Source organism: Propioniciclava sp. LT432 (assembly GCF_059515965.1).
The window spans coordinates 1-23528 of sequence record NZ_JCAKNE010000042.1 but is presented as its reverse complement, the minus strand read 5'-3'; the positions used below and the strand labels follow the sequence as shown (position 1 = coordinate 23528).

The window sequence follows — 23528 nt, the reverse complement described above, 5'->3', positions numbered from 1 at the left end:
ACCGGCAGTTGGCCCCTCAGGAGGATGGAGCCCTGACCGTCGGGGATCATGCTCAACGAGCGTGCCGCGACGGCTTGTTTGCGCTGGACGTCGAGGCGGGACAGCTCGTCCTCGACCCCGTCGACCTCGGGAGCCACCTCGGCCAACACCGACCGCGACTGCTTGGCGAGCTCCTTGGCGTCCATGCGTTGGGCGCGTTCCAGCAGCAGCTGTTCGGCCTGGTCGCGGCGTTCGTCGCCGAGGGTGGCGGGCAGGTTGCCGAGGACTTGGTCGATGGAGCGGGCTTGGCGTACGGAGACTTCCCCGGCGAGGGCGGCCGCCTTGACGCCGGGGCGTCCGCTGATGTCCTTGCCGGCGAACAGCCAACCGGCCGCTTCCGACGCGGTGACTTGGGCGGTCATTGCCAACAGGTCGGTGGTGCTGGTGCCGCGTGGCCCGCGGGTTCGGGCCTGGTCGGCTTCGGCGACCAGGACGGCGCGGAGGGCGTCCAGTTGGCGGCCCACCGCGACGACCTGTTCGGCCAGCTGGAAGCGGGCGTCGGCGTCCAAGCGTTGGCGGGCGTCGTGGTCGACGGCACCCAGCAGCGCGCGCACCTGGGCGAGCGCGTCGCTGGTGGCGACGAGCCGCGGGGTGGGGCTGGGAGTGCTCATGTCCACCACCCTAGGCATTCGAACACACATTCGAGCACCCATCAGGCGGCCCTGTGGACAACCACCGCCACCCCTCCAGCACCTGGGGATGAACCCTTCGCCATCCACAGGCAAAGCGCGCCGAGCAAGGCAGCAGCGCTACTGCACCGCCAACCGCAGCAGGCGGCGTCCGGCCAGAAGGCACAGCACGCTCCAAGGCAGGAGGGACGCCAACGCGAACACCATCCCTACGGTGCCGAACGGTGACGGGACAAGCATGAGCACACCGGACGCCAGCGCCCACCAAGCAGTGGCGGGCGAGAAGGCGCTCGACCGGCGTAGCACCCAGGCGAGGATGAAGAGCACGATCGCGCCGAGCCAGTAGTACGTGAGGAAGGCGGTGCCCTTCCAACTCGCGAGGAGGGCCTCACCGGCGGCCTCCAGCGTGGCCTGCCTGGACGGATCGGCACTCGCGTGTTCCCGGCCCAGGACGAGCATCTCCACCGCTGGGTTCGATGCGAAGTAGGCCGCCATCTGGAGCGTGCCGACCCCCACCACCAGGGCAACAGCAGAACGCGACGCCGGCCACAGCGCTGCGGCCAGACCGAGGTAGAACAACCAGACGAGGACGTTGTTGACGACGTAGAGGGCGTCGAGTGACAGCAGTCCGAGGACGGGGGCCTCCGCCATGAGCGCGAAGACCTCGCCGACGGTGTGCACGGGCGGCCAGATCGCGAACACCACGACCTGCACGACGATCAACGCCACGGACGCCAACGCCGACCACCCGCCGCACGCCAGGAGTCCGCGCCAGTCCCGGTGGTCAGTCATGAGGGTCACCCTTCCCACGTCGTAGCTCAACCGTCCTTGGTCCAGCTTCGTTCGCTCAGCTTCGTTCGCTCAGTCCTCATTCGCTCAGCCCGCCGAGGGCAGCCGCTCTGCCGAGGGCCCGCGGCGAGCGCCGTGACCGTGCCGCCTCTCCACCAGTCGGAGCACCAGGACAGCCGCTCCCCAGACCCCGATGGACCAAGCCAGCCACGTCGGGCTCGCACCGGCGCGATCCGGGTAGGCCAACGAGCCGTAGGAGATGAACGCGGACGTCAGGATGAAAGCCGCCTGCCACAGCACCGGGCCCTGCGACCGGCCCGCGGAAAGGACGCAGGCGGCGACGAGGGTGAGTCCGAGGGCCACCTGGACCGGCCAGTGATCGACCCCGGCGGTGATGGAAAGCACGGAACTGGTCAGGGCGTCCGTGTAGCTGGTCGACGCGTAGGCCGCCCACACGACGACCCCGGCGGCGATCACGAGCATCCGGAGCCAGTGGGTGGGTCGTCGCAGTGGGCTCGGCCGCCGCGGACGGAGCAGGAGGTGGATCAGCACGGTGGCGGCGGCGAGACCGGCGGAGACGCGGAGCGTGGGGGTGTCCGGGAGGGCCAAGCCGCCGATGGCCAGCGCGACCACTGCCAGGCCGAGGAGCACCAGGGCGGGCCACGGGCGCTCGGGGACCCGCCCGATCCAGGCGAACGACGCTGCGATGGCGAAGGTGAACAGGGCTCCCCAACTGGCCTCGAGGGGGACCTCCCACACGTACGCCGGGTTCGACAACCCCAAGACCGTACCGAGGTCGATGAGGCCCATCATCAGCACGGCCGCCGCCAGCGCGAACACCCAGGCCAGCACGCGCGCCACCGTCACACGCCGCGGGCGTGGGGGCGCTGAGTCTGGGGGCGAGCTCATGCTCGGGAGCGTAGTGCCAGACGGGACGCCGCCACCATGGGTCGCTGCGGCGGAGCAAAACGCATCGGCGGCCCCCCGAGGGGAGCCGCCGACCCGATTCGCTGTCAGCCGATCAGGCTCACGGGAACACCACGTCCGAGCCGAGGGTGAGGTGCCAGTTCTCGACGAAGAAGTCGGCCGGGTCGATGACCTGGTGCTCGACGGCCCAGTCGATCAGCAGCTGGCGGATCTCCTGGCCCTGGTCGTAGACCAGCGGAGCGGACGCGATGTGCGGGAAGCTGCCGCCACCCGAGCGGCGGTAGTTGTTGACCGCGACCACGTAGGTCTGGTCGGGGTCGAACGTAGAGCCGTCCGCGTTGGTGGTGATGGTGACGCGCTGGCCGACCGCCTGGGTGAGGTCGATCGTGTAGTTCACGCCGGAGGCGATGTCGTAGTTGTAGTCCGGCTGGGTGCGGCCGTTGGGCTGGACGGCGTTGGTGTCCTCCGCCGGGTCGAAGGACCCGTCCGTGACCCGCGCGAAGTAGCCGGCCGAGAACTCGAGGTAGTCGTCCAGCTGGGCGCCGGTCAGGGTCGACGCGTGCAGGGTGTTGTCGTAGATGTACAGGCCGGCCATGTCGCGGATCGTGACGTCACCCTGGGGGAAGATGGCCGTCCGGCTGAAGGGGGCGGCGATCGAGACGACAGGCAGGTCCGCGTACTGCGTCCCGGCCAGCGCCTTGGAGACCGTCTCGGTCTGCACCATCTGGATGTAGTCGATGATCGCGGTGTCCTTGTAGCGCGACTCGGCCGCCGGCAGCTCCTGGACGGAGGTCGCGATGACCTGGTTGACGTAGTCGACGGCCTTGGTGTGGTACGGGGCGATGGCCTTCGCGAGCGCGGGCAGCGGGGTCTCACCGGCGACCGGGTGGTTGGTGCCTTCGGTGTCGACGACGTCCCACTGGCCCTTGACCTTCTTGATGTCAAAGGTGAGCTCGTTCACCGACGATGCCCAGTAGCGCGGCTGGACGAGCGCGACCGGCTCGCCAGACACCTCGTTGGTGACCTGCTCGTGCGTGACCAGTTGGTGGCTGTGGCCCATGACGACGGCGTCGATACCGGCGACCTTCTTGGCGATGAGGTCCGAGGCGTTCTCGGCGCCCGCGGCGACCGACTGCGTGCCCGCCTTGCCGGAGTGCGACAGGACGACGACGATGTCCGCGCCGGCGGCCTTGACCTGCGGCACCCACTTCTGGGCGGCCTCGACCATGTCCTCGATGTAGACCTTGCCGTCGAGGTAGGCCTTGTCCCAGATCATGGAGCCCGGGGTGGTCAGGCCGAGGATGCCGATCTTGACCGGCTTGTTGGCCGCGGGCTTGCGCTCGACGATGGTGAAGGGCGTGTGCAGCGGCTCGCCGGTGGTGGCGTCCACGACGTTGGCGGCCAGCAGCGGCATGTCGAGGTCGTCCTCGTGGGCGCCGAGCATCGGCAGGTCGTAGTTGAACTCGTGGTTGCCGATGTTCACCGCGTCGTAGCCGACGGTGTTGAACGCCAGCGCCATCGGGTGGTCGAGCCCGGTCGCGGTGATGGGCTCCTGCTTGGCGTAGTAGTACGACAGCGGCGTCCCCTGGATGGTGTCGCCGTTGTCGACGACGACCACGGAGTCGGCGCCCTCCTCGGCGCGGATGCGCTCGATGACCGTGCCGGCCTGCGCGACGCCGACCTCGTTGCCGGTGTAGGGCGCGTTCTTGAAGTAGTCCCAGTTGAGGACGTTGCCGTGCGTGTCCGTGGTGGACAGCAGGGTGATCTGAGCGGTCTGCTCCGAGCGGAGGTTCGGGGCCGCGTGGGCGGGTGTCGCCGCGGCGGTCAGGGCGAGCGCCGCAATTGCGGTCGTCGCCCATACCTTCGTGATGCGCATGGGGATCCTTCGTGATCGTCGAACCGGACGGTGCCGACTATCGTGCAGGCGCGTGACGACCCGGTGTGGTCCAAGTGAACAGTTGCGCTCACTTGGGGACGGACGCCGTGGGCCCGACTGTCGCGATCAACCCGACAGGAGCGCCGGCTCCTCGGAGGCCGTGCCCTGAGGCGGCGGCGGGGCGAGCACTTCGGCATGGACGATGTCGACCATGGCGCGGGTGGCCGCCTCGGCGGCTACGGACGACCGTGCGGTGATCGCCTCTCCCAGCGCCCGGTGGGCCGCCATGGAGCGGGGATCGGGGAAGTCGCCGAGCAACCCGAGTCGGTTCCGCTCGACCAGGATGACGGCCAGGGTGTCGGAGAACGCCATGATGTGGTCGTTGCCGCTCGAGGTGACCAGCAGGCGGTGGAACTCGAGGTCGGCGGCGAGGAACTCTTCGGATGTGCCCTGCCCCTGCAGCCCCAACCGGGTCATCGCCTCGGCCAACTCCGTCATCCTGGGACCCACGTCGTTCGGTGCCGAGCACGCACTGAGCCGAGCGGCGATCGGTTCGATCCCGGAGCGCAGCTGCATCAACTGGTCGAGTTCCTCGGTGCGGTGCACCCCGCTCAGCCGCCACCGGATGACCCGGGGGTCGCTGACCCGCCAGTTCGACCGCGGTAGCACCACGTTGCCGATGCGCCGTTTCATGGCGACCATTCCCAGCGTTTCCAGGACCCGGACGGCCTCGCGGGCGACGGTGCGGGACGACTGCGTCCGCTGCATCACGTCGTCGAGGATGACGGCCGTCCCGGTCGCCAGTTCTCCGTTGACGATGGCCTGGCCGATCTGCTCAACGACTGCCTGGTGCAACACGGGTGCCGGCATCTCAATCTCCTGGGGGCATGCGCATGCCTCATCGTAGTCCCGATAGAAAGATCGCATCTTTCGGTTCGATCTTCTTGTGAAAGGTAGCACCTTTGTGCCACGATGCTCGGAGTTCGCAACGAAGCGGGAGGAGGTTGGCCTTGAGGATCGTCATCACGGAGTGCGACCACGACGCGTTCGAGGAGGAGTTCGCTGCAGCTGCGGCGGCCGGAGTCGAGCTGGTGGTCTGCCAATCGCGCTCCACCGAGGAGCTGATCGCCAACGCCCAGGGCGCTGACGGCCTGGTGGTCCAGTACGCCCACATCGACGGCACTGTCCTCGACGCACTGCCCACCGTCCGCGCCGTGGGGCGCTACGGGGTCGGCGTCGACACCATCGACCTGACTGCGGCGACCGAGCGCGGGGTCGTGGTCTGCAACGTCCCCGACTACGGCACCGAGGCGGTGTCCGACCACGCCATCGCGCTGGCCCTCAGTTCCGTGCGCGAGGTCGCCCGACTGGATCGGGCGGTACGCGCGGGCGACTTCGACTTCCCATCGGTGCGACCCATGCACTTGGTGCGCGGCCGTACCTTCGGCGTCATCGGGCTGGGCCGCATCGGGCGTGCGACGGCCGACAAGGCCGCCGGACTGGGCTTCGAGGTCCTGTACCACGACCCCTTGGGTCCGGGAATGTCGGGCGGCCGCTACCCGTGCGTCGGCCTGGAGGAACTGCTCCGGCGCAGCTCGGTGGTGTCCATCCACGTCCCCCTCACCGACGTCACGCGGCACCTCATCGGGGCCGACGAGTTCGCCCTGATGCGTCCCGACGCGGTCCTGGTCAACACGGCCCGTGGCAGCGTGGTCGACACCGAGGCGCTCGTGGACGCGCTGCGCGCCGGCACGATCCGCTCCGCGGCACTGGACGTCACCGAGGTGGAGCCACTGCCGCGCCAGCACGAGTTGTTGTCGTTCCCCCAGGTCACCGTCACCCCGCACATGGCCTGGTACAGCGAGGAGAGCTACGGCGAGTTGAAGCGCCGAACCGTCGAGAACGTGGCTCGCATCCTGACCGGTGCCGAGCCCAGGAACGTCGTCAACAGCGCAGCGCTGGACGTCCCCCACCAAGCCAGCCGCGTGTCATCCGGGCACGCGAGCGAGTAGCAGGACCCGACCCGGGGCTCGCCGAAGAGTCCCTGCAACGAAGCAAAAGGAGTGACCATGAAAGCCAAGCGCATCGGTGCGGCACTGATCGCCGGAATCACCGCTGTTGCCCTCTCGGCCTGCGGCGGCGGCGCCGCGCAGCCCGGGGCAGAGCCCGCCCAGAAGACCACCACCTTCCGGCTGGCCTTCAACCAGACCGACCAGCACCCGCAGTTCAAGGCCGCGGAGAACCTGGGCAAGAAGCTCAAGGACGCCACGGACGGCCGCTACACGATCGAGGTCTACCCCAACGAGACCCTCGGCACCCAGAGCGACGTCGTCAACAACGTCTCGGACGGCTCCGTCGACATGATGTACATCGGCGGCCCGGTCATGGAGTCGTTCAACCAGGACTTCATCGTCTTCAACCTGCCGTACATGTTCGACAGCCTTGAGGCCCAGCAGGCGGTGTTCACCGACGAGGCCGTCATGGGTGACCTCAAGAAGTCGATCGAGGGCGACAAGCAGATCACGGTCCTGTCGGCGCTGTACTCCGGCGTCCGCAACGTGTACGGCACCAAGGCCGTCCGCTCGCCCGAGGACCTCGCCGGCATGAAGATCCGTGTCCAGCAGTCCGACTCGCAGGTGGCGATGATCAACCAGATGGGCGGCGTCGCCTCCCCGATGGGCCAGGGCGAGGTCTACACCGCGCTGCAGAGCGGCGTGCTGGACGGCGCCGAGAACAACGAGACCGTGTTCAACGCCCTCAAGCACGACGAGGTCGCCAAGTTCTACTCCTACACCAAGCACCTCATGATCCCGGACTACCTGCTCATGAGCACCCAGTCGCTCAACGCGATGCCCGAGGCGGATCGCAAGATCCTGCTCGACCTCATCCCGGAGACCGTCCAGGAGGCCAACGAGGGCTTCGTCGAGTTCGTCGACGAGTCCAAGGAGCGCTCCGAGGCCGCCGGTGCCGAGTTCGTCACCGACGTCGACACCGCCGCCTTCAAGGCCAACGTCCAGTCGCTGGTCAAGCAGTCCATCAACAACCCGGTCCGCCAGGCCCTCTTCGACGCCGTCCAGAAGGCCAACGCCGCCCACCCCGCCAAGTAAGGGAAGCCGGGGTCGTCGCCCCATCGGGTAGGCGCCCCATCGGTGCCGGTGCCGGCCAGCACGGCCGGCACCGTCCCCTTGCCACGGGTCGAAAGGAACCCTCATGCGCTATCTCGCGGCATTCAAGAAGGGCTTGGACGCCTTCCTCCGCTGGTTCTGCATCATCCTCTTCGCCGTCCTGGTCGGACTGGTCGTCTGGCAGGTCTTCGTGCGTCTGGTCCTGCAGTCCGGGGATCCGTGGACCGAGGTCGCGGCGCGCACCGTGTTCATCTGGCAGGGCCTGATCGGCGCCGCCTACGTGATCGGTGAGAAGGACGACGTCGCCATCGACTTCCTCGTGCGCAAGCTCCCCGCGGGCGTCGTGAAGTCCGTCGAGGTCCTCGCCCACGCCATCGTCGGCTTCTTCGCCGGCTGGGTCATGGTGTACGGCGGCATGCGCGTGGTGGCAGCCGGCTGGGACGACGTGGTGCAACTGCTGCCGGTGTCGGCGGGTGCGCTGTTCCTCGCGGTCACCATCAGCGGCGTCATCATCGTCCTCTACTCGATCCTCCACATCATCCAGACCATCGTGAACCCGGTCGAGGTCGTCGACGACGACGACGTCGACATCTCCAAGCTGAGTGAGGAGTCCATCTGATGAGCGAACCTCTCCTGGTCGGCTTGATCCTGGTCATCGGCATGTTCGGCCTCATGGCCATCGGCGTGTCGGTGTCGGTCTCGATCGGCCTCCCCTCCGCCATCTGCGCCGTGATCCTGATGGGCAGCGAGCGCGGCCTCTACACCGCGGCGCAGAAGATCTACAACGGCATCGACTCCTTCCCGCTGCTCGCCATCCCCTTCTTCGTCCTGGCGGGAACGATCATGAACCAGGGCGGCATCGCCGGCAGGCTCATCGACCTCGCCCGGGCCCTCACGGGCAAGATGCCCGGCGCCCTGGCGCAGACCAACGTCCTGGCGAACGCCATGTTCGGCTCCATCTCCGGATCGGCCCTCGCCGGCGCGTCCGCCGTGGGTGCGGTCATGGCCCCCGCGCAGCGCCGCGACGGCTACGACATGAACTTCGCCGCGGCCACCAACGTCGCCTCGGCCCCCTCCGGCATGCTGATCCCGCCGTCGAACGTGCTGATCGTCTACGGCCTGGTCTCCCAGGTGTCGGTCGGTGCCTTGTTCCTGGCGGGCTACATCCCCGGGGTGCTGTGGATGTTCACCTGCATGCTGATCGTCTGGCTGTACGCCCGCAAGCGCCCCGAGCTGCGCGGCTCCCACTGGCCCAAGCCCAAGGAGGCCCTCGTCGCGCTGTGGCGTGCAACGCCCAGCCTGGGGCTGATCGTCGTCGTCATCGGTGGCATCGTCGGCGGGTTCTTCACCCCGACCGAGGGTGCGGCGATCGCGGTCGTCTACTCGGTGGTCCTGTCGCTGGCCTACCGGACGATCGGCGTCCGCGACTTCCCGAAGATCCTGCTGAACGCCACGCGCACCTCGTCCGTGGTCATCTTCCTCATCGCCCTGAGCTCGATCATGAGCTACGTCATGACCTATTCGCGCATCCCGCGGCTCATCGGCGAGTGGATGGTGTCGGTCACCGATTCCAAGATCGTGTTCCTGCTGATCATGATGGTGATCCTGCTCGTCATCGGCATCCCGCTGGATGCGACGCCGGCGATCCTGATCTTCACGCCGATCTTCCTGCCCATCGCGACGCAGTACTTCGACATCCACCCGGTGCACCTGGGAATCATGATGGTCTTCAACATGTGCATCGCGGTGATCTCTCCACCATCGGCGCCGGTGCTGTTCGTCGGTGCCCGCGTCGCCGGCAAGAAGGTGGAGGACGTCATCATGCCGCTGCTCCCCTTCTTCTTCGCCCTGATCGCGACGTTGCTCGTCGTCCAGTTCGTGCCCGAGCTCTCGCTCTGGCTACCGCGGCAGTTCGGCCTGATCCGCTGACCCGTCCGTGGCCTCCCTCCAAACACAGAAAGGGGCTTCCATGAAGTCCTTCGCCATCCGGGGCAAGGAGGACGCCTCCGTCGAGGAGTCCGTGGCCCCGGAGCCCTCGGCCGACCAAGTCCGCATCCGCGTCCGCTACATGGGCATCTGCGGTTCCGACCTGCACTACTACTTCGAGGGCGCCAACGGCGCGTTCGTCGTCAAGGAGCCGCTGGTCCCGGGACACGAGCTGTCCGGGGTCGTCGACCTGGACCCGCGGGGTGAGTGGGCCCCGGGAACCCCCGTCACGGTGCACCCGGCGACCTTCGGCCCGGACATGCCCGGCATGGAGAACCTGCGCCACCTGCGCCCGGGCGGCTCCTACCTGGGCAGCGCGTCCACGTGGCCGCACACCCAGGGCGGCCTGCAGGAGTTCCTCCTGGTCGGCCGGGACATGGTCCGCGTTCTCCCCCCCGAGCTGGACCTCAAGCGCGCCGCGCTCGCCGAGCCGCTGGCGGTCGCCCTGCACGCCTGCACGATCGCGGGCGACCTCACCGGCCGGTCGGTCGCCGTGTCCGGTGCCGGCCCGATCGGGTTGCTCGTCGCCTTCGCCGCCCGCGCCCGCGGGGCCGCCCGGGTCGCGGTGTCGGACGTCCTCGGCGGTCCCCTGGCCCGGGCGAACGCCATGGGCTTCGCCGAGACCCACCAGGTGGGCGACTCCCCGCTGCCGTCGGGCGAGTTCGACGTGGCCATGGAGTGCTCGGCCGCGCGATCCTCGATCGCGGCCTGCATCGACGCCCTGAAGCCGCGCGGCATCCTCGCCCAGGTCGGGATGTTCCCGAACCGGCCGATGGAGCTCGTGCTGGCCGGGCTGGTCTCCAAGGAGCTCCAGTGGCGCGGCTGCTTCCGCTTCGACGACGAGATCGACGAGGCGGTCGCGCTGCTGGCCGCCTCCCCGGACGTGGAGGTCGTGATCAGCCACGTCATCGACGCAGACCGGGCTGTCGAGGCGTTCGCCGTCGCCAAGGACTCCGACGCGTCCGGCAAGGTCCTCATCGATGTCTGGGAGCAGTGACGTGACGGACGCGAAGCTGCGGGTGGTGGTCGCCACCCCCTTGGTCCCCGAGCTGTGTGACCTGCTGGTGGAGCGCGAGCCGCGGATCGAGCTCGTCGTCGACCAGGACCTGCTGCCGCCGATGCGGTGGCCGGGCGACCACGAGGGTGATCCCACCTTCACCCGGACGCCGGACCAGCAGGCCGCCTTCGACGCCCTCGTCGACAGCGCGGACGCCCTGTACGGCATCCCGGACACCAACCCCCGGGCGCTCGCCCGGACGGTGGCGGCCAACCCGCGGTTGCGGTGGGTCCACACCATGGCCGCCGGGGGTGGGGGACAGGTCAAGGCCGCCGGACTGGCCCAGGACGACCTCGACCGCATCGCCTGGAGCACCTCCGCGGGGCCGCACTCAGGCCCCTTGGCCGAGTTCGCCGTGTTCGGCGTGCTGGCCGGCGCGAAGGACCTCCCCCGGCTGCAGGCACTCAAGGCCGAACGCGCTTGGCCGACCCGTTGGGCTATGCGGCAGGTGTACGAGATGACCGTCGTCGTGGTCGGCCTCGGGTCCATCGGCCAGGGCATCGCGAGCCGGTTCAAGGCGCTGGGTGCCCACGTGGTCGGCGTCAACAGGTCGATCAAGGAGGTGGACGTGGACGAGCTGTACACCACCGAGCAGCTGGTCGAGGCGTGCCGCGGCGCGGACGCCATCGTCCTGGCCCTGCCGGGCACGGCGACCACCGAGGGCCTCGTGGGTGCCGAGGCACTGGACGCCGCGGCTCGGGGCGTCATCGTCGCCAACGTCGGCCGGGGTTCGTCCCTGGACGAGGACGCGCTGATCAGCCGGCTCGAGACCGGCCAGGTGGGGTTCGCCGCCCTGGATGTGACGGCAGTGGAACCGCTGGCGTCCGAGAGTCCCCTGTGGGGGTTCGACAACGTCGTGATCGCACCGCACACGGCCGCCCTGAACGCGGGCGAGGACCGGGCGATCGCGGAGATGTTCGCCGAGAACGCCCGACGCCTGCTGGATGGGGAACCGCTGGTCAACGCCGTGAACACCGTGGAGTTCTACTGATGACCACGCCATCGACACTCCGGGTCGGGCTCCTGGGCCCGGGCATCATGGGCGGCCCGATGGCCGCCAACATCGCCCGGGCCGGGTTCCCGGTGACGGTGTGGGCACGGCGTCCGGAGGTGGCGGCCGCACTGGTGGCCGACGGGATCACCGCGGTGGACACCCCGGCGCAGGTGGCGGCGTCCAGCGATGTCGTGATCTCCATGCTTCCGGACCTGCCGCAGTTGGAGGCCTTGGTCGTCGGGGCCGACGGGCTGTGGGCCGGTGTGTCCGGTGACCTCACGCTCGTCGTCTCCTCGACCGTCTCCCCGGCCGCACTCCGTGCCTTCGCCGGCAGTGCGGCAGCCGGATCGGCGGGCCGCGTCGCCGTGGTCGACGCCCCCGTCAGCGGTGGGGAGCTCAAGGCCGTGGATGGCACCTTGTCGATCATGGTCGGCGGGGCGGACGCCGAGGTCGCGAAGGTGTGGCCGGTGCTGTCCGCCTGCGGGACGCCGACCCACCTGGGCTCGCTGGGCGCGGGCCAGGTGACCAAGGCCTGCAACCAGTTGATCGTGGCCGCCGAGGTGGCGGCCCTCGCCGAGGCATCCCTGCTGGCCCGCGACGCCGGCATCGACCTGACCACCCTGTTCGACGTGCTGTCGCGCGGCCTGGCGGCCTCGGCCGTGCTCGACCAGAAGCGGGAGAAGTTCACCCATTTCGACTACACGGTGTCCGGGCCGGCGAAGTTCATGGCCAAGGACCTGCGCTTCGCCCACGAGGCGGGCGAGGCCAAGCACACGCCGATGCCGGTGACGACCTTCCTGCGCACGCTCTACGAAGACCTGAACGCTGCCGGCCTGGGCGACTTGGACATCGCCGCCATGCAGCGCCACATCGACCAGTCCCGGGACTGACGTCCCACCTCACGAAGGAGACACCATGGAGAACCGCTACGCCACCGCCCCCGAGCACGTCGCGATGATGGGCACGAGCGAACTGCGCGAGCGCTTCCTGATCGAGGACCTGTTCGTGCCCGGCGAGGTGAAGCTGGTCTACAGCCACCAGGACCGGGTGATCATCGGAGGTGCGGTCCCCGAGGCCGAGCCGCTGGCCCTGCCGGTGCCGGCCGAACTGCGCGCCGAGCACTTCCTCGACCGCCGCGAGCTCGGCATCGTGAACGTCGGCCCGGACGCCGTCGTGACCGTGGACGGCACCGAGCACGCCGTCCGGAACAAGGGATGCCTCTACGTCGGACGCGGTGCGCGCGAGGTCACCTTCGCCGCGCCGGGCCGGTTCTACCTGTTCTCCGCGCCCGCGCACGCCGAGTTCCCCACCACGGGCGTGAACCCCGGCGAGAGCGACATCCGGGAGCTGGGTGACCAGGCGACGTCCAACCGCCGCACGCTGAACCGGTACATCCACCCCGACGGCATCCGCAGCTGCCAGATCTCGATGGGCGTGACGGTCCTGCACGAGGGCAGCATGTGGAACACCATGCCCGCCCACACCCACGACCGGCGCATGGAGGCCTACCTCTACTTCGACGTCGCCGACGACGCCCGGGTCATCCACCTGATGGGGCACCCGGACGAGACCCGGCACCTGGTGGTGGCCAACGAGCAGGGCGTCATCTCGCCGAGCTGGTCGATCCACTCCGGTGTGGGCACCCGCGCGTACGCCTTCGTGTGGGCGATGGCCGGCGAGAACCAGGACTTCGACGACATGGACCACAAGCCGGTCACCGACCTGCGCTGACCGGTGCGAACGAGACGACGGACGAGAGAGGTTTGACGATGACGCCCTTGGCAGCGTTGTTCGAGCACCGGCTGGTGCCGGTGGTGGTGATCGATGATGCGGACTCCGCGCCAGGACTGGCGGAGGCGCTGGTGGCCGGTGGCCTCCCGGTGGCGGAGGTGACGTTCCGGACGCCGGCGGCGCGGGACGCGATCAAGGCCATGGCGGCCCACGGCGGGTTGTTGGTGGGGGCGGGCACTGTCCGGACGCCGGCGCAGGTCGACCAAGCCGTGGAGGCGGGTGCCGGCTACATCGTGTCGCCGGGCTTGTCCGCGCCGGTGGTGGAGCGGTGCAGGGAGTTGGGGGTGCCGGTCCTGCCGGGTGCGGTGACCGCGACCGAGGTGCAGGCGGCGGTGGAGCTGGGGCTGGACACCGTGAAGTTCTTCCCCGCCGAGACCTCGGGCGGGGTGGCGGCCATCAAGGCGTTGGCGGCGCCGTTCCACGATGTCCGCTTCGTGCCCACCGGCGGGGTGGGGCCGAAGAACTTGGCTGATTACCTGGCGGTCGGCAGTGTCGCGGCGGTCGGGGGTTCGTGGATGTGTCCGCGTGACCTGCTGGCGGCCCGCGACTACGCCGCGCTGGAGAAGCTCACGCGCGCGGCGGTCGCGCTCGTCCGTTCGATCGAGGAGGCCTGAGTCATGTCTGTCGCGTTGCGTCCGGTGGAGGAGTGCGCCTTCGATGCGGTGTCGCTGGGTGAGGTGATGCTTCGCCTGGATCCCGGTGAGGGCCGGATCCGCACGGCGCGGTCCTTCGCCGCCTGGGAGGGCGGTGGTGAGTACAACGTCACCCGGGGCCTGCGCGCGTGCTTCGGCCTGCGCGGGGCCGTGTTGACCGGGCTCGTCGACAACGAGGTGGGTCGGCTGGTCGAGAACTTCATGCTCGCCGGTGGCGTCGACACCCGGTTCGTGCACTGGGTGAAGTCGGACGGGATCGGCCGGACGGTCCGCAACGGGCTGAACTTCACCGAGCGGGGCTTCGGCGTGCGTGGCGCGGTGGGGGTGTCCGACCGGGGGCACACCGCGGCCAGCCAGGCGCAGGCGTCCGACTTCGACCTGGACCGGCTGTTCGGCGAGCTGGGCGTGCGCTGGCTGCACACTGGCGGCATCTACGCGGCGCTGTCGGAGACGTCGGCGCAGACGGTGATCGACGTCGTGAAGGCGGCCAAGGCGCACGGCACGGTGGTGTCCTACGACCTGAATTATCGGCCCAGCCTGTGGAACGCGATCGGCGGCCACGCGAAGGCCCAGGAGGTCAACAAGGCGATCGCCCCCTACATCGACGTGATGATCGGCAACGAGGAGGACTTCACGGCGTGCCTGGGCCTCGAGGTCGAGGGCGTCGACGATAGCCTCACGGACCTGGAGACCGACAGCTTCGCCCGCATGATCGAGCGGGCGGCGGCGGAGTACCCGAATTTCCAGGTGATCGGGAACACGATGCGGACGGTCCACTCGGCCTCGCGCAACGGCTGGGGTGCCCTGGCGTGGTCGCGGGAGACCGGGGTGGTGACCTCGACGTTCCGCGAGCTGGAGATCCTCGACCGCGTGGGCGGTGGCGACTCCTTCGCGTCCGGCCTGATCTTCGGGCTGCTGGACGGCCAGCCGTTGCAGACCGCGGTCGAGTACGGCGCCGCGCATGGCGCGCTGGCGATGACCACGCCGGGTGACACGTCCATGGCCACCAAGGCCGAAGTCCTCAAGCTCGCGGGCGGCGGTTCCGCCCGCGTCGACCGTTAGGAAGCACACCGAGCCATGACTCGACTGAACAGCACCACCGACATCACCGGCCACCAGATCGGGGCGAGCGCACCGGCGCAGACGGGCATCGTCCACTTCGGCCTGGGCAACTTCCACCGGGCGCACGCCGCGGTCTACACCGCGATCGCGCTGGCCGAGGAGCCCGGCGACTGGGGGATCGTCGGCATCGCGAACCGTTCGCGGCGCGTGACGGACGCCATGGAGGCCCAGGACCACCGCTACAGCGTGGTCACCCTCGACCCCGGCGCCGAGGAGGTCGGCGTCGTGGACGTCCACCGGCGCACGCTCGTCGCCGCCGAGGACGGCCCGGAGGTGTTGGCCGCGATCGCGGACCCGCACCACAAGATCCTGACGCTGACGATCTCCGAGGCCGGTTACCACCTCGACTCGCGTACCGGACGGCTCGACACGACCTCGCCCGCCATCGCCGCCGACCTCGCCGACGGTGGGGCGAACCCGAAGTCGCCGCTGGGGCAGATCGCCTACGGGCTGATCCGCCGTCACGCCGAGAACCCTGCCCCGATCACCGTGCTGTCGTGCGACAACATGCTGTCGGCCGGCCACACGACCCACGCGATGCTGACCCAGTTCCTCGAGGCGGCCGGCGCTGCGCCGGAGGTCATGGAGTGGCTGGCCACGTCGGTCACGTTCCCCAACGCGATGGTGGACCGGATCGTCCCGGCTCCCACGGACTCGACGCGCGAGGTGGCCGCTCGGGTGCTCGGCGTCGAGGACGCCTGCCCGGTGCCGGCCGAGCTGTTCACCATGTGGGTGATCGAGGACAAGTTCGCGGCCGGACGCCCGCGCTGGGAGGCGGCGGGTGCGATCTTCAGCGACGAGGTCGAGAAGTACGAGCTGGTGAAGCTCCGCCTGCTCAACGGCGGGCACTCGCTCATCGCCTACCTCGGCGGCTTGGACCGCCAAGAGACGATCCCGGACTCGCGTCGACAGGACTTCATCGAGCAGTGCGTCCGGACGGCACTGGTCGACGAGTACCTGCCCAGCATCGACCTGCCGTCGGGCTTCGACCCCGACCACTACATCGAGCAACTGTTCGCCCGATGGAACAACACCGTGCTGGGCGACAAGACGGCACGCGTGGGCTCGGACGGCTCCACCAAGCTGGTTCAGCGCGTTCCCATCCCGGCCGTCGAGCTGTTGGAGAAGGGCCGGATGCCCGAGCAGTTGGCCCTGACCGTGGCCGCGTGGATCTGCTGTGTGTGCCCGCCGGCCGGTTTCGAGCCCGGCCCCGTGGCCGACGCGATGATCGAGCCGAAGATCGAGGCGCTCCGCGCGGCCACCGCCGGCGCGACCGACGTCAGCACGCACGTGCGGGCCATCCTGGGCGGCGGGTTCCTGCCGAACGACCTGGTCGCGCACGAGGAGTTCGTGACGCGGGTCGTCCAGCTCGCCGAGACCATCGTGAGCGACGGCGTCCGCGCCGCCGCCGACCGCGCACTGAAGGGGGAGTAGTCGTGAAGATCGCCATCGGGTGTGACTCATCCGGGCACGGGCTGAAGGACAAGGTCGTCGCCCACCTGCAGGAGAGCGGCCACGAAGTGGTCGACGTCGGGTGGGACGGCACCGGTGAGGCCGAGTACTCGGCCCACTACGCCAAGCAGGTCGCCCACCTGATCCGGGACGAGAAGGTGGACCGGGGCGTCCTGATCTGCGGCACCGGCATCGGCATCTCCATCTCCGCGAACAAGGTGCGGGGCATCCGCGCCGCCGTCTGTTCGGAGCCGTTCACCGCCCGCCACACGCGCGAGCACAACGGCACCCAGATCATCGCCTTCGGCGCGTTCGTGGTCGCTCCCGAGATGGCGTTCGCCATCACCGACGCCTTCCTGGGTGCCGAGTTCAAGGGCGGGATCTACGCCGATCGGTTCAACATCATCAAGGGGATCGAGGACGAGGAGTACGGGACGGACTGACCCCAGCGGCGCGGCAGTGGCCCAGCCTGCGGGGGTCGACAGTGGCCCGGTCGGCGACCGGTTGCTCATCGCGGAGGGGTGCTCCCCGTCAGGTGAGAGGCGTTCCCTCACTGCCGACGCACCACCCGCAGTGGGTTCGGCCGACGCGATACCTCGGCGGCGCTTGCGGCCCCGTGGGGGCGCTCCGTGGTGCGCGCGCCGCGCTCGACCTTGGCGAGGATCCGTTGGTGGCGGACCGGCGGCGGAGGCTCGGGTTGGCCGGCCAGCCGGGGTGGGAGGAAGTCCGCGTGGCCGTCGTCGCCCATGCTGACCTGCCACCGGCGGGGCCTGGAGTTCGACGGCCAGAACCGCAGCGGCTCGACGGTGCCGTGGTGGTGCGGGCACAGCAGGACCAGGTTCGACATGTTCGTCTCGCCGCCGAGGTACCACGGAATGATGTGGTGCGCCTCACACACCGCCACGCCCGCCTCGCATCCCGGGAAGACGCATCCGCCGTCGCGGAGCTCCAACGCCCGGCGGAGCCGACGGTTCACGAGCCGCTCGGAGCGCCCGACGTCGAGTGGCTCGCTCGCTGAACCGAGCACGGCTGGGATGACCTCGCAGTCGCACAGCAACCGCCGCAGTTCGCCCGGGGAGACCTGCTCACCGCTCGACAGCGTGCCCGCCTGCTCCTGCTGGGCGTGCAGGAGGTCCAGGCTCATGGTGACGATGACCGTCGGACCCCCGGTACGAGAACCCGAACGAGCGCCGCCGCCGCCTTCGACGAGGTGCGCATTGACCAGGGCGATCAAGCCTTCCGCTCCGCGCTGCTCAAAGGTGCGCTGCTCCGCCGCGCCTCGGTCGGCCCCGCCGACAGGGCTCGCGGCTTCGAGGGCGTGCCGGTTCGTGGTCGAGTAGCTGTCGACGAGTCGTTTGAGGGCCTCGCCCTCCAAGATCGGCAGCTGCCCGCGGATGATCATGCTGCCGGCCCCGTCGGGCGTGATCGTGAACGAGCGGGCGGCCCACGCCTGCTTGCGCTCGATCTCGAGGCGGGACATCTCCTCCTCGACCGCGTCGACCTCAGGGGCGACCTCCTCCAGCACGGCTGCGGCCTGGCCGGCCAAGCCCTTGGCGTCCATCGACTGCGCCTTCTCGAGCAGGAAGTGCTCGGCCCGCTCACGCTGCCCGTCCGACAACGTGCTGGGCAGGGTACCCATCACCTTCTCGATCGACCGAGCCTGCTTGACGCTCACCTCGCCGGACAGCGTGGCGGCCCGGACGCCCGGGCGTGCGTTCACGTCCTTGCCCGCGAACACCCACCCCGTGGCCTCGCCGGCGGTCACCTGCGCGGAACTCGCGAGCATCGACTGGATGCTCGTGCCCCGCGCCACCTCAGCCGCCTTCGCGCGATCGGCCTCGGCGATCAGCACCGCACGCAGCGCCTCCACCTGCCGTCCGATGGCCACGGCGTCCGACACGAGCGCGAGGCGCGCCTCGGCGTCGAGCCGCTTGCGGCGCCCGTGGTCGACCGAGTCGAGGAGTTCACGAACGCGCGCGAGCACCTCGTCGGTGCTCAACAGCGGGGGTGAACTGCTCATGGCACAACGCTACGACGCCCCACTGACAAAAGGAACACGCGTACGAAAAATTGTGAACAACCCCAGTCAGGGCCGATCGCCCAGCGCCAGGATGCCCGTCGCGGCCGCGACACACACGTCGTCGAGCCACTCCGGCACCTCGCCGCCCACGAATGGGCGGACGAGCCCGTAGGGACTCATCCGCGTGGCCACCATCAACAGCCGGAAACCGTCGTCGTCATCCTTCCGGAACCGGGCCGAAACGAGCGCGTGCAGGGCGTCGTCCACCTCGTCGTTGATGTGGCGGACGTCCTCGCGGAGCGAGGCCGGGCCGGACGCCGCGAGTACGGGCTGCCGATGGAGGGTCATGCTCAGCGCCTCGACCGGGTGGTCGCGGCACCAGCGGGGAATGTGCCGCGTCGCGGCCAGCAGCGCCTCGCGGGGGTCGGGCAGGGCGTAGGCCGCGAGGAGGCCGACGTGGAAGCGACGGATCGACCGGATCCACAGCGACGCCATGAGCTCGTCGCGGGAGGCGAACCGGTGGTAGATCGACCCCGTCGGCCCGCCGAGCGCTTCGGAGACCTGGGTCAGGGTGGCGCCGCGGCCGTGGGTGGCGACGGCGGACGCCGCGGCGTCCATGACGTCGTCGGGGGAGAAGCGCGCGGGTCTTGCCATGCGACCAGCCTAAATCTAGTTTTAGAGCATGGGTTTTAGAACCACGATGTTAAAACCGCCGCAGCGATGGGCCGTCGTGGCCGCGTGGGCGTCCGTCATCGGCGGACTCCTGCCGGTGATCTGGCGCCTGCACATGCTCGCGTGGGGGGCGGGGTGGTCGCTGGCGGCGGAATTCCGCTCGCCGGGGCCGCTCACCTATGTCGGAGTGTTGATCGTGGTGGAAGTGATCACCTCGATCCTGCCGCTGGCTCTGGTGCGGCCGTGGGGTGAGGTGTGGCCGAGCTGGGTGCCGGGCCTGGCCGGACGCCGCATCCCGCCACGACTCGTCGTCGCGGTGGCCTCGATCGGCGCCCTCGTGTTGTCGCTCATCATCGGCTACACCGCTTGGCAGTTGGTGACGTTCACGATGCAGGGGATCTCGAACCCGATCCTCCAGGTCGAGGCCGGCTGGAAGCGGGCGTTCATGCTGGCCCACTACATCCCGTGGGTGCTGTGGCCGATCGGGTTGTGGGTGGCCATCGTGGGGTTCGTGCGGCGGAGGGGCCTGGGATAGCGACCTGTGGGCTGTCCCAGGCCCTCAGCGTGGGCTACTTGATCGGGTAGCTGGTGCGGCCGATCTCGGTCGATCCGAAGTTCGTGGTGGCGACGAGGTCGACGGGAGTGGTCTCATCGTCCAACTCGTAGGCGATGGCGCCCTTGACGGTGCCGCCCTTCTTGATCTTCTCCATCTGGCTGTCCAGGAGGGAATCGTCGGGCGCCGATGCCACCTCCAACTCGTTCTCCGCGTTGGGGTTGTTGTCCTGATACGCAGTGAAGGCCATGACGGCGTCGAGGGGCGTGATGTCCTTGTCACCCAGGTTCGTGATGTCGAACCAGAACGCCAGGACCGGCTTGGTGCCGTAGTCGTTGCCCTTCTTGCCGACCGGGACGACCTTGTGGTCGGTGATCTCGATGCGCATGTCGGGAGTCGTCAGGACGCCGTCGGCGAAGGTTGAGGCGGGAGCGGCGTCGCTCGGCGTGACAGAGCTGGAAGCTGCCGGTGCGTCACCGGTCCGATTCGCCCGCACGGTCACGGTGGTTCCCATCATGGTCACATCCCAGCTCAGCTCCCCTCGTGAATAGCTGAACTCCTTGGTGTCGGACTGGGCGCCGAGGATGGACTTGTCAGTCTTCGAACGATCGTTCTTCGACTCCCACTTGTGCGCGTCTTCCGGTGAGGTGGGGGCGGCGAAAGTGCCGGACCAGTAGAGCGTCTTGGCATCGCCCGAATCGGTGATGAAGAACACTTCGATGGTGTCGCTCTGGATGACGGCAGTCTGCCACGCGTCCTTGGCCTGCGAGTTGGACTGCTTCCAGGAGCCGTTCAAGCTCAAGGGCTTGGCAGGCTCTGTGGTGGCAGCGCCGGCCGGGGTTGCCGGAGCGGTGGTGGTGGCTTGTTGGGTCGGTGCCGAGCAGCCGGCAAGCAGAAGCAGAATGGCGATGAGGGAGGCGAGAGGGCGGGTTTTCACGGGGCTCCGATCGGCGATGAGAGGGTCCTGCGAACCTAGCGCGGCAAGACACTGCTCGTCCTCTGGTACTGCCCCTGGCCAGCTCAACGCCGCGGCCCGGCGCTGGTCGTTGGGCATTGGTCGGCCCCGTCGTCACCAAGCTCGACGGGCATCACCGTCCGCTCCACAGTACGAACGCGCCGAGCACGGGAGTCCGTCGACTGGTTGCCTGCCATGGCGTCCGCCTCCTGCCAGACCAATTGTTGGGTCGAGTGTCAGCGTCGGGTGTGAGGACGGTCAAGGCCCGGCGGGGGAGTGGTGCAAGTGCTGTTGCCTTTCGGCTGGATATTGCGCTTGCTGAGGGCCGGTGTTCCGCTGGGGGGTGAGCCAGTGTTCCGGGGATCGGTGGGCCACGTCGACGGGATGGGTTGCCATGGTGCTGGGGCGGCCGCTTGGGCCGCCCCAGCGCTGTGGTTACTGCAGGTGAGTGAAGTGTTTGCGCAGGGAGTCGTCACAGTCCAGGACGGTGGCGTGCGCGTTGGTGGTGATCCGGTCGACGATGGCGTCGGCGAGGATCTTCTCTTCCATCCGGTCGTGCCACTGGCCCGGTGGTAGCTGGGAGCAGTAGATCGTGGAGGCGGTCTTGTGTCGTCGGTCGATCAGGGTGTGCAACTGCTGGACCTGGACCCGGGTGGGCGGGGTGAGGAACCAGTCATCGATGATCAACAACTCGACGTTGACCAGGGTGTCGAGGCAGCGCTTCTTGTCCCCGGTCCGTTCGGCGATGGTGATCCGGTCGAACAGTTCCCCGGCGGGCAGGTAGAGCACCTTGCGGTACTGCTGGCAGGCCTTGTTCCCCAGCGCGCAGGCGACGTAGGTCTTCCCCGCGCCGGTGGGTCCTTGCAGGATGACGTCTTGGTGCTTGACCAGGTAGGCGCCGACCGCGAGCCGGTGGATCAGCTCGAGGTCCATGCTGCGGCCGGGCATGGCTTTCAGGTCGGTCAGGTCGGCGGCGGGTTGGGCGAGGCAGGCTTGGCGGCGGAGCCGGTGCAGCTTGCTGTCGCGGCGTCTCTCGTATTCCCAGTCGACGGCCTGTTTGACCAACTCTGGACCGGTCAGGGTGGCGGCGGTCGTGGTGTCGGCGAGGTTCTCGAAGTACTCGGCCATCCCGGACAATCGCATCGTCTTCAAGCGGGTGAGGGTTTCCACATCGATCATGCTCGGCTCCCGTAGTAGTCGCTGCCGCGGACATAGCCGGCGTCGCCCAGGGAGGGGGCCGGCGGGGCTTGGGTGGGTGGGGTCCAGCCGGTCCACAGCTTCTTGATGAGCGTGTAGGAGGGGGCGGGGGTGGCCGCCAACGCCCGCGTGCAGGTGTCCTCCAGGCGGGCCATGCCGCCGGGCTTGGTGGCCAGCGACATCACCCCCAGACAGGACCGGTAGGACTGCTCGACGATCTGGCGGGACGCCAGGATCGCCCCGATCGCCGCTTGGGTGTTCGGGCCCACCGTGGCGGCCCACTGCTCGAATCGTTCCGGCGTCCAGTCGACCAGTCGGCTGCGGTGGGTGGCGGGCATGTGGGCCGGCAGGGTCGCATACCGGCCCGACACCCCTTGGAAGCGGGGGTGGGACGCGACCCGCTCGATCCCGTCGAAGACCTCCACGATGCTCGTGGTGAGGCGCACATCCAGGGATTGGCCGATCAACCGGGAAGGGACGGAGTAGAAGTTCTTGTCGACCTGGACGTGGTAGTTCGGGCCGACCTTGGCCTTGCGGAGCTCGGCCAACTCGAACCGGACCGGCGGCAGCGGTTGCAACAGTGGCTTCTCGTCGCGTTCGAACACGATCTGCCGGGAGTCCTCCCGCTTCTGGAACGGACGCGCGTTGATGGCAGCGACTTCGGCGAAGATGGCCTCGTTCAACTCGGCCAACCCGACGAACTGCCGATTGCGGAGCACCGCCGCGACCTGCCCCGCGACGAACCGGACGCTCCCTTCGACCACTGCCTTGTCGCGGGGACGTTTCACCCTGGCCGGGATGACCGCGGTGCCGTAATGCTCGGCCAACCGGGCATAGGCGGGGTTCAACGCCGGCTCGTAGCGGTCCGACCGGGACACCCCGGTCCGCAGGTTGTCCGGCACCAGGAGCCGGGCAGCACCCCCGAAATCCTCCAGGGCGTGCACGTGCGCGTCGATCCACGACCCGAGCGTCATGTCCGGGAACGCCTCCACATACGTGTAGGCCGAATACGACAGTGCGGCCACGAACACCCACCCCTGTCGTGGTTCGCCGGTCAGCGGGTCGGCGTAGGCCATCGGGTCCCCGGCCCAGTCGACCTCGATCGACTCGCCCGGGTTGCGCTGGATCCGCATCGACGCGCCGGTGGCCTTCGCCCACCGCCGGTACTGTTCGTTGAAGAACGAGTACTGGTAGGGCACCTCGCCGGTGGCGCGGCAGTTGGCCACGTACTCGTTCCACAACACCAGCAGCGTCACCGACGGCCGTCCCAGCTCCCGGTGCACGTGCTCGAAGTCTGGTGTGGCCCGGTCCGAGTCCGGCTTGGCCGGTTCGGGCAGCAACAGCCGGCGGACCTCGTCAGCCCCGAGGTCCGTCACCTGCTCGAACCCGACCCCCGCCGAGTCCGCCGCAGTGAACACCGCCGCCACCGTGTTACGGGAACACCCCAACACGTCCGCGATCCCACGCTGACTGACCCCCTCAGCTCGCAGCCGAAGGATCTGTTTGTAGTCGACCATGAAGGCGACTTCCTCTCGTCACGCCGTACCCCAACGGCACGGCGCGACGAACGTCCCACACGAAAACCCGAGCGCCGCCACGGTCCACCGCGCCCCGTCGCCGTGGCTCACCGCCCACCGGACCACTGGCTCACCCCACAACGGAACACCGGCCCTCACCGAGCGCAATATGCA

Annotated in this window: 23 protein-coding genes; 13 read left to right on the top strand and 10 right to left on the bottom strand. The window is 69.0% G+C overall.

Annotated elements, in window-relative coordinates:
• The 5 genes from AC5YDV_RS18090 to AC5YDV_RS18070 form a co-directional block, all read right to left on the bottom strand.
• On the bottom strand, positions 1–650 hold a 650-nt coding region (locus AC5YDV_RS18090), incomplete at its 3' end, for a DUF222 domain-containing protein (protein ID WP_496192405.1).
• A 138-nt stretch (positions 651–788) separates the two neighbouring features.
• A complete protein-coding gene (locus tag AC5YDV_RS18085) occupies positions 789–1460 on the bottom strand; it encodes a hypothetical protein (RefSeq protein WP_496184929.1) in 672 nt (223 codons plus the stop codon).
• A gap of 84 nt (positions 1461–1544) precedes the next feature.
• Positions 1545–2366, bottom strand: coding sequence for a hypothetical protein (locus AC5YDV_RS18080; protein ID WP_496184928.1), 822 nt, complete (start codon positions 2364–2366; stop codon positions 1545–1547).
• A 118-nt stretch (positions 2367–2484) separates the two neighbouring features.
• The gene (locus AC5YDV_RS18075; RefSeq protein ID WP_496184927.1) at positions 2485–4260 is read right to left on the bottom strand and encodes a bifunctional metallophosphatase/5'-nucleotidase; all 1776 of its coding nucleotides are present in this window, start codon (positions 4258–4260) and stop codon (positions 2485–2487) included.
• A 126-nt stretch (positions 4261–4386) separates the two neighbouring features.
• Positions 4387–5130, bottom strand: coding sequence for a FadR/GntR family transcriptional regulator (locus AC5YDV_RS18070; protein WP_496184926.1), 744 nt, complete (start codon positions 5128–5130; stop codon positions 4387–4389).
• Positions 5131–5270: 140 nt separating this feature from the next.
• Between AC5YDV_RS18070 and AC5YDV_RS18065 the strand changes: the two genes are divergently transcribed.
• From AC5YDV_RS18065 to rpiB, 12 genes are all read left to right on the top strand, one after another.
• Positions 5271–6272, top strand: coding sequence for a C-terminal binding protein (locus AC5YDV_RS18065; RefSeq protein ID WP_496184925.1), 1002 nt, complete (start codon positions 5271–5273; stop codon positions 6270–6272).
• Positions 6273–6329: 57 nt separating this feature from the next.
• Positions 6330–7367 carry a TRAP transporter substrate-binding protein gene (locus AC5YDV_RS18060; RefSeq protein WP_496184924.1) on the top strand — a complete coding sequence of 346 codons (1038 nt, stop codon included), beginning with the start codon at positions 6330–6332 and terminating at the stop codon, positions 7365–7367.
• A gap of 103 nt (positions 7368–7470) precedes the next feature.
• Positions 7471–8004 (top strand): TRAP transporter small permease, encoded by a 534-nt coding sequence (locus AC5YDV_RS18055; protein ID WP_496184923.1) that lies wholly within the window; start codon positions 7471–7473, stop codon positions 8002–8004.
• A complete protein-coding gene (locus AC5YDV_RS18050) occupies positions 8004–9314 on the top strand; it encodes a TRAP transporter large permease (protein ID WP_496184922.1) in 1311 nt (436 codons plus the stop codon). The genes AC5YDV_RS18055 and AC5YDV_RS18050 overlap by 1 nt, the downstream gene beginning before the upstream one ends.
• 40 nt (positions 9315–9354) lie before the next feature.
• On the top strand, positions 9355–10368 hold the full coding sequence (locus AC5YDV_RS18045; protein WP_496184921.1) for an alcohol dehydrogenase catalytic domain-containing protein: 1014 nt from the start codon (positions 9355–9357) through the stop codon (positions 10366–10368).
• The gene (locus AC5YDV_RS18040; RefSeq protein ID WP_496184920.1) at positions 10352–11419 is read left to right on the top strand and encodes a D-2-hydroxyacid dehydrogenase; all 1068 of its coding nucleotides are present in this window, start codon (positions 10352–10354) and stop codon (positions 11417–11419) included. Before AC5YDV_RS18045 ends, AC5YDV_RS18040 begins: the two co-directional genes overlap by 17 nt.
• Positions 11419–12312, top strand: coding sequence for an NAD(P)-dependent oxidoreductase (locus AC5YDV_RS18035; RefSeq protein ID WP_496184919.1), 894 nt, complete (start codon positions 11419–11421; stop codon positions 12310–12312). The genes AC5YDV_RS18040 and AC5YDV_RS18035 overlap by 1 nt, the downstream gene beginning before the upstream one ends.
• A 25-nt stretch (positions 12313–12337) precedes the next feature.
• Positions 12338–13153 (top strand): 5-dehydro-4-deoxy-D-glucuronate isomerase, encoded by an 816-nt coding sequence (kduI, locus tag AC5YDV_RS18030; RefSeq protein ID WP_496184918.1) that lies wholly within the window; start codon positions 12338–12340, stop codon positions 13151–13153.
• A gap of 32 nt (positions 13154–13185) precedes the next feature.
• Complete coding sequence (eda, locus tag AC5YDV_RS18025) at positions 13186–13827, top strand: bifunctional 4-hydroxy-2-oxoglutarate aldolase/2-dehydro-3-deoxy-phosphogluconate aldolase (protein WP_496184917.1); 642 nt, start codon at positions 13186–13188, stop codon at positions 13825–13827.
• A gap of 3 nt (positions 13828–13830) precedes the next feature.
• Positions 13831–14928 carry a sugar kinase gene (locus AC5YDV_RS18020; RefSeq protein ID WP_496184916.1) on the top strand — a complete coding sequence of 366 codons (1098 nt, stop codon included), beginning with the start codon at positions 13831–13833 and terminating at the stop codon, positions 14926–14928.
• Between the two features lie 15 nt (positions 14929–14943).
• Positions 14944–16422, top strand: a complete 1479-nt coding sequence (locus tag AC5YDV_RS18015) for a mannitol dehydrogenase family protein (protein WP_496184915.1) — start codon at positions 14944–14946, stop codon at positions 16420–16422.
• Positions 16423–16424: 2 nt separating this feature from the next.
• Complete coding sequence (gene rpiB, locus AC5YDV_RS18010) at positions 16425–16883, top strand: ribose 5-phosphate isomerase B (RefSeq protein WP_496184914.1); 459 nt, start codon at positions 16425–16427, stop codon at positions 16881–16883.
• A gap of 107 nt (positions 16884–16990) precedes the next feature.
• Here rpiB and AC5YDV_RS18005 read toward each other — a convergent pair whose 3' ends face one another.
• On the bottom strand, positions 16991–18460 hold the full coding sequence (locus tag AC5YDV_RS18005; protein WP_496184913.1) for an HNH endonuclease signature motif containing protein: 1470 nt from the start codon (positions 18458–18460) through the stop codon (positions 16991–16993).
• A 66-nt stretch (positions 18461–18526) separates the two neighbouring features.
• A complete protein-coding gene (locus AC5YDV_RS18000) occupies positions 18527–19114 on the bottom strand; it encodes a TetR/AcrR family transcriptional regulator (RefSeq protein WP_496184912.1) in 588 nt (195 codons plus the stop codon).
• A gap of 46 nt (positions 19115–19160) precedes the next feature.
• Here AC5YDV_RS18000 and AC5YDV_RS17995 point away from each other — a divergent pair, with 46 nt between their 5' ends.
• Positions 19161–19667, top strand: a complete 507-nt coding sequence (locus AC5YDV_RS17995; RefSeq protein ID WP_496184911.1) for a hypothetical protein — start codon at positions 19161–19163, stop codon at positions 19665–19667.
• A gap of 34 nt (positions 19668–19701) precedes the next feature.
• Here AC5YDV_RS17995 and AC5YDV_RS17990 read toward each other — a convergent pair whose 3' ends face one another.
• From AC5YDV_RS17990 to istA, 3 genes are all read right to left on the bottom strand, one after another.
• Positions 19702–20481, bottom strand: a complete 780-nt coding sequence (locus tag AC5YDV_RS17990; protein WP_496192549.1) for a DUF5067 domain-containing protein — start codon at positions 20479–20481, stop codon at positions 19702–19704.
• Between the two features lie 594 nt (positions 20482–21075).
• Positions 21076–21819 (bottom strand): ATP-binding protein, encoded by a 744-nt coding sequence (locus AC5YDV_RS17985; RefSeq protein ID WP_496181551.1) that lies wholly within the window; start codon positions 21817–21819, stop codon positions 21076–21078.
• Complete coding sequence (gene istA / locus AC5YDV_RS17980; protein WP_496181550.1) at positions 21816–23354, bottom strand: IS21 family transposase; 1539 nt, start codon at positions 23352–23354, stop codon at positions 21816–21818. Before istA ends, AC5YDV_RS17985 begins: the two co-directional genes overlap by 4 nt.
• Positions 23355–23528 lie beyond the last annotated feature (174 nt).